Here is a 14,325-nt window from a genome sequence, read left to right as displayed (position 1 = left end):
CGCACACTTCACATCCGGAGGCAGCCGTTACAGACGCGCGCGAAGCTGCGCCACCCTTTCCTTGATCTTCGCGGACAGCGCATCGTCCGGGTCGTAAGTCAGGCACCGCTCGAGATCGGCGATCGACGCGCTGATATCACCCAGCGTCTGGTATGCCCTGGCGCGATTGAAATAGACGAAAGGCTGGTCGGGATTGAGCTTCAGCGCCTCGTCGAAGCAATCGAGCGACTTCTGGTAGGCGCCGCCTTCGAGGTAAATCGTCGCGAGCGTGCAATACGCCGACGGATCCGTGTAGCCCAGCTCGATGGCCCGGTTCAGATCGTTCAGCGCGAGCGCTGTCTTCTTGACCATTGCGAAGGTCGTGCCGCGATCGGCATACGTCGCCGCGTCTTCCGGCGCCACCTTCAGGATGTCGCCGTACAGTCCGAGCGCATCCTCGATGCGCCCCTGCGACACGAATCCGCGTGCCCGCATGCGCATCGGTGAAAAATCGGGATTCTTATCGGTCATTCAATTCAGCGCCAAAAACTTCGCACGCGCATTATCCGCTTCGCTGTCCGGAAGCCGCCCCGGCTCAGCGAACCGCTTTCTCGATGAGCCCTTCCAGGTAGTTCTCGAGCGCACCGAACCTGACAATCGATGCGTTTCGCCTGGTTGGATGAGGAGCCGCCGCAGCTTTCACGGCTTCCGGCAGATCGTCCCTCGACCACAACTCGGGAATCTGTAATCGGGCGTACGATTCACCGTCAATTTCCTCCAGAACCATGTGGCCGCGCCATGGATATTCGTTAAACACGCCGGACACCTGATGCACGAAGAGCAACGCCCGCTCCCCGATCTGGAGCGGTACGTTCCCCCACGTCGCAGGCCCGCTGTAAAACTCGAACTCCGTTCCGAGACGATCCGGCGTGATGCCCTTCCCGCAGGAATAGATCTGCTCGATTTTTGCGCGAAAAACGTGCGGACTCGGCGAATCGATGACGGTCACGACCACCAGGTCGTGCATACCAGCAGCGACAGAATAGAGGCTCTCTGACATGTGGTGAAGTGGAGAACGGTGTCCGAGGTGAACGAAGCGTTGTCGCCGAAGAGTGAAACCGGGCGCGGCATCGTCGCCGAACACCATTCGCAGCGCTTCCGGCAGGCGCACGATCAGACAATCAGGTATCCATGGCCGGGCGCCCGTTGCGAACGCCGGGGTCGGGCCGCGGGCCCTTGGCCCGCGACGGCAGCATCGAGCCGCTGGGGGCATCCGGGCGATTCCGGCGGGATACGCAGGAGTCGCCCCGCCAGCATCAGGACTCGACGTCCTCGAGACTGAAAATCTCCGTCTGGTCGTTGTACGAGAAGATCTCGCCGTAACGCCCCCAGTCGATCACCGCGTCGAGCGTCTCCTCGGCGGCACCGTCCGACAGGAAATCCTCCAGCTCCTGCTCGAAGCGCACGCGCGGCGCGCGATGGCCGGGACGCTCGTTCAGCACCTTCTTGATCCGCGCGGCCAGCGGCACGTGCTTCAGCAGGTGATCCGCGAACATCAGCTTGCGCTCCTGCGTGCCGAATTCCGCGAAGACGCGCCCCGGCGGCGTCAGGAACACGTCCCCTTCCCGCACGTCCGCGAAGCCGAGGTATTGCAGCACTTCGGCGATCGGGAACAGGTCGTCGACCTCGAGGTGCAGCGTACGCGCGATTTCCGGCATGTCGGCGCGACCGTGGTACGGCGCCATCGCGAGCGTCTCGATCAGGCCGGCCATCAGGTTGGTCGACACCTGCGGCAGCCAGCTGCCGAGCTCGAGCCCCTTCTTCGTCGCTTCGCCGGTCTGCCGCGCGGTCATCTTCGCGTAGATGTCGTCGACGAGCTTGCGGAACGCCGGGTCGAGCCGGTTGCGCGGATGCTTGAACGGCACCTTGATCTCGGCGATCACGCGGCCCGGGTTCGACGACAGCACCAGGATCCGGTCGCACATGAACACCGCTTCCTCGATGTTGTGCGTAACGATCAGCACCGACTTGATCGGCATGCGGCCTTGCGTCCACAGATCGAGCAGGTCGGTACGCAGCGTCTCGGCGGTCAGCACGTCGAGCGCGGAGAACGGCTCGTCCATCAGCAGGATCGTCGGATCGACGACGAGCGCGCGCGCAAAGCCCACACGCTGGCGCATGCCGCCCGACAGCTCGCGCGGGTACGCGTTCTCGAAGCCGTCGAGGCCGATCAGGTCGATCGCGGCGAGCGCACGCTCGCGCCGCTCGCGCGCGCCGACGCCGAGCGCTTCCAGCCCGGCTTCCACGTTCTGCAGCACGGTGAGCCACGGGAACAGCGCGAAGGTCTGGAACACCATCGCGACGCCTTCGGCCGGGCCGCGCAGCGGCTTGCCGAGGTAGGTCACCTCGCCGCCGGTCGGCTCGATCAGCCCGGCGATGATGCGCAGCAGCGTCGATTTGCCCGAGCCGGAACGGCCGAGCAGGCCGACGATCTCGCCTTCGCGCAGCGACAGGTTCGCATCGTCGAGCACGAGCAGTTCGCCCTGCGTCTTGTTGAAGCCGCGACAGACGTGATCGACGCGCAGGATTTCCTCACCGAGGCGCGGCGGCTGGTTCGTCTGGACGGGGGCGTTTACAGCATTCGGATTGTGCATCGCGTTTCGCTCTCAATCGGTCTCAGTCGAGCCGCAGCTTCGCTTCGGCGAAGGCATACAGCGGACGCCACAGCAGGCGGTTGAACAGGGTAACGAACAGGGACATCACGGCGATGCCCAGGATGATCTTCGGAAAATCGCCGGCGGCGGTGGTCTGCGCGATATAGGCACCGAGGCCGTGCGCCTCGATCCTGGTATTGCCCCACTGCACGGCTTCCGACACGATGCTCGCGTTCCACGCGCCGCCCGATGCGGTGATCGCGCCGGTCACGTAGTACGGGAAGATGCCGGGCAGGATCGCCTGCCGCCACCACTGCCAGCCGCGGATGCGGAAGTTCGTCGCCGCTTCGCGATAGTCGTTCGGGTAGGACGTCGCACCGGCGATCACGTTGAACAGGATATACCACTGCGTGCCGAGCACGATCAGCGGCGACAGCCAGATATCGGCGTTCAGGTGGAAACGCGCGATCACGATCACGAACACCGGGAACAGCAGGTTCGCCGGGAACGCGGCAAGGAACTGCGCGAGCGGCTGCAGCTTCTCGGCGAGCCGCGGGCGCAGCCCGATCCACACGCCGATCGGCACCCAGATGACCGACGCGATCGAGATCAGCACGACCACGCGCAGCAGCGTGATGAGCCCGAGCACGAGGACGTGGCCGACCTCGGCCATCGTCACGCCGGTCGCGACGAAGCTGACGACGCGCCACACGATATAGGCCGTGCCGAGCAGCACGAGCGCGGCCCATGCGATGTCGACCGTGCGCGACGCCTTCTTCTCGACTTTCGGCAGCGTGAAGCGCATCGCGCCCGACAGCGGCAGGCGCAGCGGAATCCGCGCGGCCTTCGCGAAGAACCAGCCGGCCGGCACGAGCAGCTGATGAATCAGGCGCGTGCGGCGGACGAGGTCGAGCAGCCAGGATTGCGGCGCGTCGCCCGACGCGGTGTTCTCCATCCGGAACTTGTCGGCCCACGCGATCAGCGGGCGGAACAGGAACTGGTCGTACGCAAGGATCACGACGGTCATCGTGAGGATCACCCAGCCGATCGCACCGAAGTTCTTGTCCGAGATCGCCTGCGCGAGATACGCGCCGATGCCCGGCAGCGTGATGGTCTGGTTGCCGACGGTGATCGCCTCCGACGCGACGACGAAGAACCAGCCGCCCGACATCGACATCATCATGTTCCAGATCAGGCCGGGCATCGAGAACGGCACTTCGAGCTTCCAGAAGCGCTGCCAGGACGTCAGGTGGAAGCCTCGCGACACTTCGTCGAGGTCGCGCGGCACCGTGCGCAGCGACTGGTAGAAGCTGAACGTCATGTTCCACGCCTGGCTCGTGAAGATCGCGAAGATCGCCGCGAGCTCGGCGCCGAGCACGCGGCTCGGGAACAGCGCGAGGAAGAACGTGACGGTGAACGAGATGAAGCCGAGCACCGGCACCGACTGCAGGATGTCGAGGATCGGGATCAGCACCATGCCGGCACGGCGGCTCTTGGCCGCGAGCGTGCCGTAGACGAGCGTGAACGCGAGCGACGCGACCATCGCGGCGAGCATCCGCAGCGTGGTGCGCAACGCGTATTCGGGCAGGTTCGACGGGTCGAGCGAGATCTTCTGCGTCTGCAGGGTGCCGATCGGCGCCATCGTTTCGTGGAAACCGACGACCGCCATCGCGATCAGGCAGATGATCAGCGGAAACGCGATGAAATCCCACCGGTTCGGCAGAACGCGCCACGCGGACGCGTTGGCGGTCCGGTTCGGATTGAAGAATCCGACGTCCATCAGGCGCCCTCCCCGGTAAGGCCGAACGAAGCCGGCAGTCGATGTTGATTCATGGCAAAGCGCACGGGTGCGGTAATTCGATTGACTGACGATCGCGCGCGAGCGCGGTGCGCCGTGCGTGCACGCGCTGCCGCGCGCCGGACGTGCCGGCCCGCGACGGCACGACACTACACCAACCTGTATTTCAGGTACAACCGTCCGGGAACGGCGCAGGCGGCGCACGGATCGTGCCTGACGCGCGGGCGAATGACGGGTGCGCGGTACAAGCAGCCCGGCCGCACTCCTTCGGCCGGCACGCAGGCCCGAATTATGCCGTGATCCGGCCCGGCCGGGAACCCGCCCGCCGCACGCACGCGCAAACCATGTCGGGCGTCATCGGCCCGATACGACTAAGCGGGTATGATCGGGGCTGGCCCCTGGGGGTCGGTTGCGGCCGTACCGATGGCAACGCATGCGCGTTCCCGGTGTCCGCAGGCCCTGGGGATCGATCGACGAGCGGGAGGAAAGGGAATGGCAGGAAACTTGGTGATCGTCTGCCGCGATCAGGATGCCGACGCGTTCTACGAATTGATGCAGGAATACGGATCGTTCCAGACGCGGCTGTCGTCGACGGCATGGTACCTGAACATGAACGTCGTGCCTGAATCGCTGCAGGAAGAAATCCTGGAGCGCCTCGGCCGGTATACGACCGTCTACATCTTCGAGGCCACCAGCGTGACCTACAACACCATCGACAGCAACGCGGCCGAGACGCTCGGCACGCTGTTCGGCGAATGATGCCACGCGGCGCCAGCCCGGCCGGGCCGGCGCCGCAGCCGCTCATGCGGCCTGTGCGTGGGGTTCGTCCTTCGGCACGGCCTCGAACGGGAACGTCATCGCGACACGCAGGCCGCCTTCGGGGCGGTTGCCGATGTCGCACGCCCCGCCCAGCCTGAGTACGAGCCGCTCGACGATCGCGAGCCCGAGCCCGCTGTGGCCGTTTCCGCCGCGTGCGGGATCGAGCCGCACGAACGGCCGTGTCGCCGCCGCGAGATCGCGCGGGGCGATCCCGCCGCCGCTGTCGCTGACCGACAGCACATAACCGGCCGGCGTGCGTGCCGTCTCGACGAGCACGGGCGGCGCACCGTACGCATGCGCGTTGTCCAGCAGGTTCGACAGGATCCGGTCGAGCGTCGCCGTCGGCAGGCGGAAGCCCGGATCGGCGTCGAGCCGGGTCTGGACCGTCGGCGCGTTCGGCGCGACCGCGCGATAGCTGCGTGCGATCCGCTCGCATGCCTGATCGACCGGCACCGGCTCGCTGCGATCGGACCCGCCGTGGGCAAACACCAGAAACTGGTCGACGATGTGCGACATCGAATCGACGTCGCGCACGACGCCGTCGCGCAGCCGGACGTCGTCCATCATTTCCGCCCGCAGCCGCATTCGCGCAAGCGGCGTGCGCAGGTCGTGCGCCACGCCCGCCAGCATCACCGCACGGTCGCTTTCGGCCTGCGACACCTGCTCCACCATCTGGTTGAAACCGTGCGTAAGCTGGCGCAGCTCGCGCGGGCCGCGCTCGCGCAATGGCGGCACCGGCTGGCCGCGGCCGAAGCGCGCGACCGCGCGCGCAAGCGAACGCAACGGCTGCTGCAGCTGCCAGGCCGCGAACAGCGCGGCAATCACGCCGGCCGAGAAAATCGTGCCGAGCCACAGCAGCATCCGGTCGAGCGAGCGCGGCGGCCGCAGCGGCTGCACCGGCACCACGATCCAGTTGCGGTCGGTCGGCTCCTTCACCCACAGCACCGGCGGATGGCCGGGTGCGCCAACCTCGACGCGCGTGCCGGGCGGCATCCGCTCGCTCACGTCGTCGCGGAACCGCCGGAGCGCCGCCGGCAGGTTCGACGGATCGCCGTTCGGCACGTCGGCGCTGTCCGGCGCCACGAGCCGCACACGCGACGGCAACGGCTGGTCGGGCGTACGCTCGACGTGCTGGCGTACCGCGTCGACCAGGAACGCGGCCTCTTCGACCGCGTAGCGCGTCTGCATCTGGCTGCGCTCGAGCCGCATCGCGAAAAACCACGCGAAGTGCGACAGGAGCAGGACACCAACGACGAGCAGCGCCAGCCGCCCGAACAGTGAATCAATGGGTTTGCGCATGGGCCTCGCCGTCGGGCACGAACACGTAGCCGCGCCCGCGCACCGTCTGGATGAAGCGCGGCGTCGACGGATCCGTTTCGAGAATGCGGCGCAGGCGCCACACCTGGACGTCGATGCCGCGGTCGGTGCCGTCGTACTCGGGCCCGTGCAGCAGCTCGAGCAGCCGCTCGCGCGTGAGCGTGCGCAGCGCATGGTTCACGAAGATCTTCAGCAGCGCGAATTCGCTGCTCGACAGCGTGGCCGGCTTGCCGTCGACCGACAGCGTACGCGCCTGGAAGTCGAGCACGAAGCGGCCGAATCCGAACGGCTCGCGCTGCTCGGGCGCCGCCGCCGACGGCGTCGCGCGGCGGCGGCGCAGCACGGCCTGCACGCGCGCGAGCAGCTCGCGCGGGTTGAACGGCTTGCCGAGGTAATCGTCCGCGCCGAGCTCGAGCCCGACGATGCGGTCGACGTCGTCCGCCCGTGCGGTCAGCATGATCACGGGGATGTCGTCGCCGGCCGCGCGCAACTGGCGCAGCGCGGTCAGGCCGTCGACGCCCGGCATCATCAGGTCCAGCACGATCAGGTCGGGCCGCTCGCGCTCGAGGCGTTTCTCGAGCGTCGCCGCGTCGTGCAGCACGGACACTTCCATCCCCTGGCGCACGAGATAGTCGCGCAGCAGGTCTCGGAGTTCTTGGTCGTCGTCGACGATGAGGATCTGGGTAGTCATGGCTCGAAGTTTACCGCGCGAGGGCGGAGTCGAAGAACGAAACAAAGGGACGAAAGGGTTACTGCGGGTTACCGCGCAAGGGAACTGTAATGCGCGGTAACCGGGCCGCCGCCCCACGTAACACCGGCCGGAGCCTGCATCGCTAACCTGCGTCTTACCGGATGCGGTACCCGACTTTCCCGGCACCGCATCGCCGGACCCTTTGGATACAAGGAGTTTCTGAAATGTATAAGAAGACTTCCCGCGTGGCCATCGCGGCCGCCACCGTGCTCGCTCTCGCATTCGGCACCGCGCACGCCGCGCAACCCGGCGACATGCCGCCTCCGGGCGGCCCCGGCGCCCACCAGATGCACGGCGGGCACGACGGCGGCCCGTTCGGCGTGATCATGAAACTGCACGACCAGCTGAAGCTCAACGCATCGCAGGAACAGCAGTGGCAGGCCGCCGTCAACACGATGAAGCAGAACCATGACGCGATGCGCAAGAGCCACGAGCAGATGCGCGAACAGTTCAAGGCGCAGCAGAACCAGCCGATCCTCGACCTGAGCGCGATGCACGCCGCGCGCCAGCAGGCCGAGCAGCAGAACGCGCAACTGCGCGAGCAGACGTCCGCCGCGTGGCTCGCGTTCTACAACGGCCTGAACGACCAGCAGAAGACCACGGTCAGCACGGCGCTCAAGCAGCAGTTCGCGAAGATGGAACAGCGCCACGAGAAGATGAAGGAGCGCTGGCAGCAGCATCGCGCGGCCAAGGCCGCGTCGGCACCGGCGCAGTAAGCCGGCAGGGCCGCTCCGCGGAGCGGCATCCTCGAAGGGGACGCGGGCACCGCCCTGCGTCCCCTTTTGCGTTTCAGGCGACGTCGAACAGCAGCACCTCGGCCGCCCGGCCGCGTGCGAACGCCACCGCGTCCACGCCGCCGATCCGCGCGCCGTCACCCGCGGCCAGCGCGCGGCCGTTCACCGCGACGTCGCCGCGCACCACGTGCACATAAGCACGGCGCCCGGCCCGCAGGTCGAACGCCGCCGCCTCGTCGCCGTCGATCAGTCCCGCAAAGATGCGTGCGTCCGCATCCAACGGCAGTGCGCCGCCGCCACCGTCCGGCGCCGCGACGAGCCGCAGCCGCCCGCGCTTCTCGTCGTCGGCAAAGCGCGTCTGCGCGTAGCCGGGCCGGCCGGCCGCCCCGGCCGGCGCGAGCCAGATCCGCAGCAGGCGCAACGGCTGGTCGCACGACGCGTTGGCTTCGCTGAGCATGACGCCGGTGCCGGCACTCATGCGCTGCACGCCGCCCGCACGCACGATTGCCCCGTTGCCGAGGCTGTCGCGGTGCGCGAGCGCGCCGTCGAGCACGTAGGTGACGATTTCCGCGTCCCGGTACGGCCGCATCCCGTAGCCGCGGGTCGGCGCGATGCACTCCTCGTTCAGTTCGCGCAACGCGCCGAAGACCGGCGGCCCGCCCCGGCCGGACGCGCAAGGAAAGCTGTGAAGGAATTCGTGCCAGCCATGGCTGCGCTGGTCGCGATCGGCGGCGCGGCGGATCTGGAACATGGGGCGGACACTCCGTGAGAGGCGTTGTTCTGGTATGCCGACACTGTATGAGTGTGCCAATCGCGCCACAATCCACCGCTCGCGCACTGCATCGTTGCATCCGCGGATGCAATTGACCCAATGCCCGCTGAGAATGCGACGATTATCGCAACAGCCGGATCAATGCCTCGAGGAATCGATCGGTCGACCCGGATTGCCGGTTTCCGGGTATCGCGTTCGGGTAAAATACCGCCCTTTTGGCGTTCGCCGTTCCGGCGGCCGCCATCGCCAGAACGCCGATCGGCGAATTTTGGCCGTCTAGAATACGCCGCGGCGCCCGGTTCGACCGGCCGCGAGCGCCCCCGGAAAGTCAGCAACAGAAGGATCGAAATGAAGAAGGCCGCCCTGTGCGCCGCCCTCGCCCTCGTGGCGGGCAGCGCCTTCGCGAAGGAGTGGAAGACCGTGCGGATCGGCGTCGACGCCAGCTACCCGCCGTTCGAGTCGACCGCGCCGAGCGGTGAGATCGTCGGGTTCGACGTCGATCTCACCAAGGAAATCTGCAAGCGGATCAACGTGAAATGCGTGTGGGTGGCGCAGGATCTCGACGGGATCATCCCGGCGCTGAAGGCGAAGAAGTACGACGTCATCGTGTCGTCGCTGACCGTCACGGACAAGCGCCACGAACAGATCGACTTCTCCGACAAGGTATACGACGCGCCGGCGCGGATGATCGCGAAGGCCGGTTCGCCGCTGCTGCCGACGATCGCATCGCTGAAGGGCAAGCGCGTGGGCGTCGAGCAGGGCTCGACGCAGGAAACCTACGCGAAGGCGTACTGGGAGCCGCAGGGCGTGACGATCATTCCTTACCAGAACCAGGACCAGGTCTATGCCGATCTCGGCTCGGGCCGCCTCGACGCGACGCTGCAGGACGAGCTGCAAGCCGACTACGGCTTCCTGCGCACGCCGCGCGGCAAGGGCTTCGCGTTCGCCGGGCCGGAAGTGAAGGATCCGAAGACGATCGGCGACGGCACCGCGATCGGCCTGCGCAAGGAAGATACGGACCTGAAGCTCAAGATCAACAAGGCGCTGGCCGACATGCACAAGGACGGCACGTACGACCGGCTGTCGCACAAGTATTTCGCGTTCAGCGTCTATTCGGCTTCGGCCCGCTGAGCGTCGAAAAGAAGCGGCAACGGACGCGGGGGCGGCCCCGTGTCCGCGCAGTACAGGCAGTCGACCACGCGCCGCCCGCCCCCTCGCCCGCCGCTCGCGCGACGGGCTGGCCCGGCACCGATGCCGGGGCGGACGGTCATGATACGCACGGGGCGTTCCGCGCAGCTTGGCGGGCGCGTCTTTCGCGGCGCACCGCGTGCGCCCTACGGGACCACACTAGGGACCACCCCAGGGACCACATATGTTTCTACAAGGTTACGGCCCGCTGATCCTCGCTGGCACCTGGCAAACCGTCAAACTGGCGGTGCTTTCGCTCGCGCTGTCGTTTCTGCTGGGGCTGCTCGGCGCGGGCGCGAAGCTGTCGCGCAACCGCTTCACGAACGGCGTCGGCACCGTCTACACCACGCTGATCCGCGGCGTGCCCGACCTCGTGCTGATGCTGCTGCTGTTCTACAGCCTGCAGATCTGGCTGAACATGGCGACCGACGCGCTCGGCTGGGACCAGATCGACATCGACCCGTTCCTCGCCGGCGTGCTCGTGCTCGGCTTCATCTACGGCGCGTACTTCACCGAGACCTTCCGCGGGGCGTTCCTGTCGGTGCCGCGCGGCCAGCTCGAGGCCGGCAGCGCGTACGGGATGACCAACTGGCAGGTGTTCACGCGGATCATGTTCCCGCAGATGATGCGCTTCGCGCTGCCGGGCATCGGCAACAACTGGCAGGTGCTCGTGAAGTCGACCGCGCTCGTGTCGATCATCGGCCTGGCCGATGTCGTGAAGGCGTCGCAGGACGCCGGCAAGGGCACGCTGCGGTTCTTCTTCTTCACGCTGATCGCGGGTGCCGTCTACCTCGCGATCACGACGATCTCGAACTTCGTGCTGATGTGGCTCGAAAAGCGCTACTCGACCGGCGTCCGCAAGGCTGACCTATGATCGACCTCATCCAAGAATACTGGCGCAACTACCTCTACACCGACGGCTACCGCATCACCGGCGTCGCGATCACGCTGTGGCTGCTGGTCGTGTCGATCGGCCTCGGCTTCTGCCTGTCGGTGCCGCTCGCGGTCGCGCGCGTGTCGAAGAAGAAGTGGCTGTCGGGCGCCGTGTGGCTCTATACGTACGTGTTCCGCGGCACGCCGCTCTACGTGCAGCTGCTGCTCTGCTACACGGGCCTCTACAGCCTGCAGGCCGTGCGCGGCACGCCGATGCTCGACGCGTTCTTCCGCGACGGGATGCACTGCACGCTGCTCGCGTTCACGCTGAACACCTGCGCGTACACCACCGAGATCTTCGCGGGCGCGATCAAGGCGACGTCGTACGGCGAGATCGAAGCCGCGCGTGCCTACGGGATGTCCACGTTCACGATGTATCGCCGCGTGATCCTGCCGTCGGCACTGCGTCGCGCGCTGCCGCTGTACAGCAACGAAGTGATCCTGATGCTGCACGCGACCACCGTCGCCTTCACCGCGACCGTGCCGGACATCCTGAAGATCGCCCGCGACGTGAACTCGGCGACCTACATGTCGTTCCATGCGTTCGGCATCGCCGCCCTGCTCTACCTCGCGATCTCGTTCACGCTCGTGTGGCTGTTCCGCCAGGCCGAGCGTCGCTGGCTCGCGTATCTGCGCCCGCAAGGCAAGTAAGTTTTCGCAGGACTATTGATGAATTCCCAGACTCAGAAGCTTTTCGTCGACGATCTGCACAAGCGGTACGGCGACAACGAGGTGCTCAAGGGCGTGTCGCTGAAGGCGAACTCGGGCGACGTGATCAGCGTGATCGGCTCGTCCGGCTCCGGCAAGAGCACGATGCTCCGCTGCATCAACTTCCTCGAGCAGCCGAATGCGGGCCGCATCTTCGTCGACGGCGAGGAAGTGCGCACCGCGCTCGACAAGTCGGGCGCGCTGCGCGCGGCCGATACGAAGCAGCTGCAGCGCGTGCGCACCAAGCTGTCGATGGTGTTCCAGCACTTCAATCTCTGGTCGCACATGAACGTGATCGAGAACGTGATGGAAGCGCCCGTGAACGTGCTCGGCATCCCGAAGAAGGAAGCCGAGGAGCGTGCGCGCGCGTATCTCGAGAAAGTCGGCCTCGCGCCGCGCGTCGAGAAGCAGTATCCGTCGCACCTGTCGGGCGGCCAGCAGCAGCGTGTCGCGATTGCGCGCGCGCTGGCGATGCATCCGGACGTGATGCTGTTCGACGAACCGACGTCGGCGCTCGACCCGGAACTGGTGGGTGAAGTGCTGAAGGTGATGCAGAAGCTCGCCGAGGAAGGCCGCACGATGATCGTCGTCACGCACGAGATGGGCTTCGCGCGCAACGTGTCGAACCACGTGATGTTCCTGCACCAGGGCCGCGTCGAGGAAGAAGGCGTGCCGTCCGAGGTGTTTGCCAACCCGAAGAGCGAACGCCTGCGCGGGTTCCTGTCCGGCAGCCTCAAGTAACGCGCACGAAACGCACGACGTTCGAACGGGCGCCTCGCGGCGCCCGTTTTGCGTTTACGTGGCGTCTATGTGGCGTTCATGCGGCGCTCACCGGCGCGCTGTCGGCGAACGCGCGCAGTTCGTCGCCCGCGAGCCGGTAACGCACCCATTCGCTCTGCGGCGCCGCGCCGACGCTCTCGTAGAAGCGGATCGCCGGCTCGTTCCAGTCGAGCACGCTCCACTCGAAACGCCCGCAACCCGACTCGACCGCGATCCGCGCGAGCGCCTTCAGCAGCCGCAGCCCGGCGCCCGCGCCGCGAAAACGCGGCGACACGTACAGATCTTCGAGATACAGCCCCTGCCGGGCGAGCCACGTCGAATACGAGAAGAAATACACGGCGAAGCCGGCCGGCTCGCCGTCGACCTCGCAGATCAGCGCACGCGCCGGCGATCCGTCGCCGAACAGGCTGCGCTCGAGCGACGCGGGCGTCGCGACCACCTCATGCTCGGCCTTCTCGTAGACGGCCAGTTCGGTAATGAAACGCAGGATCTGCGGCACGTCGGCGACGGTGGCGGAACGAATGTCGATTTGCACGGGATGAGCCCTCCTCCGGCCCGGACTTGAAACGGAAAGCGGCGCCGCGCAGCCGCGCTGGCGCCAATCAGATCGTCATGCTACGTTCACGCAGCGCCTGCAGGAAGTGCAGGTTTTTCATCCTGACCTGAACATGATGCATCCCGATCTGCGCCGTCTCGACCTGAACCTGCTGCTCGTGTTCGACGCGCTGTACCGCCACCGGTCCGTCGCCGCGGCCGCGCACGAGCTTGCATTGAGCCCGTCCGCACTGAGCCACGCGCTCGCGCGGCTGCGCGACGCGATCGGCGATGCCCTGTTCGTGCGCCTCGGCAACGAGATGCAGCCGACCGTGCGCGCCGACGACATCGCCACCTGGGCCGGCGACGCGCTCGACGCGATGTCGAAGGGGCTTGCCCGCGCGCGCCGCTTCGATCCCGCGCAAAGCGACCGCACGTTCGTGTTCGCGGCGACCGACTACACGGCCTTCGCCGTGCTGCCGGCGTTTCTCGCGCGCATCCAGCATGTCGCGCCGCGGTTGCGGATCCGCATCGTGCATTCCGACCGGAAGATTTCCGTCGACGAACTCGCGGCTGGCCGCATCGATTTCGCGCTCGGCTACCACGAGGAATCGGCGGCCGACGCGCCGGGCATCGAGGACTTCGACTGGTTCTCCGACGACTACGTCGTCATCGCGAGCGCCGCGCATCCGGACATCCGCCGGCGGCTCACGCTCGACCAGTACCTGGCGGCACGCCACGTGGTCGTCACGCCGTGGAACGAGTCGCGCGGCGTCGTCGACCACGTGCTCGACCGGCTCGGCCTCGCGCGGCAAGTCGCCGTGCAGCTGCCGACCGTGCTGGCCGCACCGTTCGTGATTGCGGAATCCGCGCTGCTGATGACCGTGCCGAACCGCGCCGCGCAGGCGCTGCGGCACGCGGCGCCGATCCGCATCTTTCCGGCGCCGTTCGAGATCCCGCGCTACACCGTGAAGGTCTACTCGCACGCGAAGCACGCGCGCACCGATGCGCATCGCTGGATTCGCACGCAGTTGCTCGAAGCGAGGCCGGAGCCTGCCTGACCGGAGCGCGCCGGTGCACCGCGTCGCGCGTCGCCGTGCCAGCGCGACGGGCACGGGCCGGCGACGTCCGGTGGCCGCCCATTCATTACGAAATGCTTACCAATTTCTCCTCTCTGGCGCATACGCCCGCGCCCCCTGCAACGTCAATAGTGGCAATCCTTGATCCCTGTTTGCGAAAGCCGTGTCTCCCTTGTGGCACAAGGGTTTTCCGTTAATTGCAAACCCTCGGCGCACCTGTTGCCCACCGTGTTGCATGGCAATTTGGCGACAGGTGTTAGTCAAACAACGATTTCCATC

General features: G+C 66.8%; 15 protein-coding genes. 7 read left to right on the top strand and 8 right to left on the bottom strand.

All coding sequences use genetic code 11. The annotated features are described in order from the left end of the window. Window positions 1-27: 27 nt before the first annotated feature. From FOZ70_RS18165 to FOZ70_RS18150, 4 genes are all read right to left on the bottom strand, one after another. On the bottom strand, window positions 28-510 hold the full coding sequence (locus tag FOZ70_RS18165) for a tetratricopeptide repeat protein (RefSeq protein ID WP_219706387.1): 483 nt from the start codon (window positions 508-510) through the stop codon (window positions 28-30). 64 nt (window positions 511-574) lie between these two features. Then, a complete protein-coding gene (locus tag FOZ70_RS18160) occupies window positions 575-1,150 on the bottom strand; it encodes a hypothetical protein (RefSeq protein ID WP_219706386.1) in 576 nt (191 codons plus the stop codon). A gap of 145 nt (window positions 1,151-1,295) precedes the next feature. Further along, window positions 1,296-2,633 carry a nitrate/sulfonate/bicarbonate ABC transporter ATP-binding protein gene (locus FOZ70_RS18155; protein WP_021158501.1) on the bottom strand — a complete coding sequence of 446 codons (1,338 nt, stop codon included), beginning with the start codon at window positions 2,631-2,633 and terminating at the stop codon, window positions 1,296-1,298. Between the two features lie 22 nt (window positions 2,634-2,655). After that, the gene (locus tag FOZ70_RS18150) at window positions 2,656-4,413 is read right to left on the bottom strand and encodes an ABC transporter permease subunit (RefSeq protein ID WP_069253714.1); all 1,758 of its coding nucleotides are present in this window, start codon (window positions 4,411-4,413) and stop codon (window positions 2,656-2,658) included. A gap of 510 nt (window positions 4,414-4,923) precedes the next feature. Here FOZ70_RS18150 and FOZ70_RS18145 point away from each other — a divergent pair. Further along, window positions 4,924-5,190 (top strand): hypothetical protein, encoded by a 267-nt coding sequence (locus FOZ70_RS18145; protein ID WP_027786765.1) that lies wholly within the window; start codon window positions 4,924-4,926, stop codon window positions 5,188-5,190. A gap of 42 nt (window positions 5,191-5,232) precedes the next feature. Here the strand turns inward: FOZ70_RS18145 and FOZ70_RS18140 are convergent, their stop codons facing one another. Further along, window positions 5,233-6,549 carry an ATP-binding protein gene (locus FOZ70_RS18140; protein WP_021158496.1) on the bottom strand — a complete coding sequence of 439 codons (1,317 nt, stop codon included), beginning with the start codon at window positions 6,547-6,549 and terminating at the stop codon, window positions 5,233-5,235. Next, the gene (locus FOZ70_RS18135; protein WP_021158495.1) at window positions 6,533-7,258 is read right to left on the bottom strand and encodes a response regulator; all 726 of its coding nucleotides are present in this window, start codon (window positions 7,256-7,258) and stop codon (window positions 6,533-6,535) included. Before FOZ70_RS18135 ends, FOZ70_RS18140 begins: the two co-directional genes overlap by 17 nt. A gap of 224 nt (window positions 7,259-7,482) precedes the next feature. On the opposite strand from FOZ70_RS18135, the gene FOZ70_RS18130 reads away from it, so the two are divergent. Beyond that, entirely contained in the window at window positions 7,483-8,034 is a 552-nt protein-coding gene (locus FOZ70_RS18130; RefSeq protein WP_027786763.1) for a periplasmic heavy metal sensor, read from the top strand. A 73-nt stretch (window positions 8,035-8,107) separates the two neighbouring features. Here the strand turns inward: FOZ70_RS18130 and FOZ70_RS18125 are convergent, their stop codons facing one another. Continuing rightward, a complete protein-coding gene (locus FOZ70_RS18125; RefSeq protein WP_059816343.1) occupies window positions 8,108-8,803 on the bottom strand; it encodes a pirin family protein in 696 nt (231 codons plus the stop codon). A gap of 369 nt (window positions 8,804-9,172) precedes the next feature. Here FOZ70_RS18125 and FOZ70_RS18120 point away from each other — a divergent pair, with 369 nt between their 5' ends. From FOZ70_RS18120 to FOZ70_RS18105, 4 genes are all read left to right on the top strand, one after another. After that, window positions 9,173-9,955, top strand: a complete 783-nt coding sequence (locus FOZ70_RS18120) for an ABC transporter substrate-binding protein (protein ID WP_219706385.1) — start codon at window positions 9,173-9,175, stop codon at window positions 9,953-9,955. 241 nt (window positions 9,956-10,196) lie between these two features. Further along, complete coding sequence (hisQ, locus tag FOZ70_RS18115) at window positions 10,197-10,886, top strand: histidine ABC transporter permease HisQ (protein ID WP_021158491.1); 690 nt, start codon at window positions 10,197-10,199, stop codon at window positions 10,884-10,886. Then, window positions 10,883-11,596, top strand: a complete 714-nt coding sequence (locus FOZ70_RS18110; protein WP_042974080.1) for an ABC transporter permease — start codon at window positions 10,883-10,885, stop codon at window positions 11,594-11,596. Before hisQ ends, FOZ70_RS18110 begins: the two co-directional genes overlap by 4 nt. Before the next feature lie 18 nt (window positions 11,597-11,614). After that, window positions 11,615-12,394 (top strand): ABC transporter ATP-binding protein, encoded by a 780-nt coding sequence (locus FOZ70_RS18105; RefSeq protein WP_059486218.1) that lies wholly within the window; start codon window positions 11,615-11,617, stop codon window positions 12,392-12,394. 76 nt (window positions 12,395-12,470) lie between these two features. Here FOZ70_RS18105 and FOZ70_RS18100 read toward each other — a convergent pair whose 3' ends face one another. Continuing rightward, window positions 12,471-12,968, bottom strand: coding sequence for a GNAT family N-acetyltransferase (locus tag FOZ70_RS18100; RefSeq protein WP_021158490.1), 498 nt, complete (start codon window positions 12,966-12,968; stop codon window positions 12,471-12,473). A gap of 133 nt (window positions 12,969-13,101) precedes the next feature. Between FOZ70_RS18100 and FOZ70_RS18095 the strand changes: the two genes are divergently transcribed. Next, window positions 13,102-14,028, top strand: a complete 927-nt coding sequence (locus tag FOZ70_RS18095) for a LysR family transcriptional regulator (protein ID WP_059676490.1) — start codon at window positions 13,102-13,104, stop codon at window positions 14,026-14,028. The last annotated feature ends 297 nt before the right edge of the window (window positions 14,029-14,325 follow it).

It is taken from the genome of Burkholderia sp. COPS, assembly GCF_019425585.1.
Taxonomy (GTDB): Bacteria; Pseudomonadota; Gammaproteobacteria; order Burkholderiales; family Burkholderiaceae; genus Burkholderia; species Burkholderia cepacia.
The sequence above is the reverse complement of the archived record's forward strand: the minus strand, read 5'-3'. Positions and strand labels throughout refer to the sequence as shown.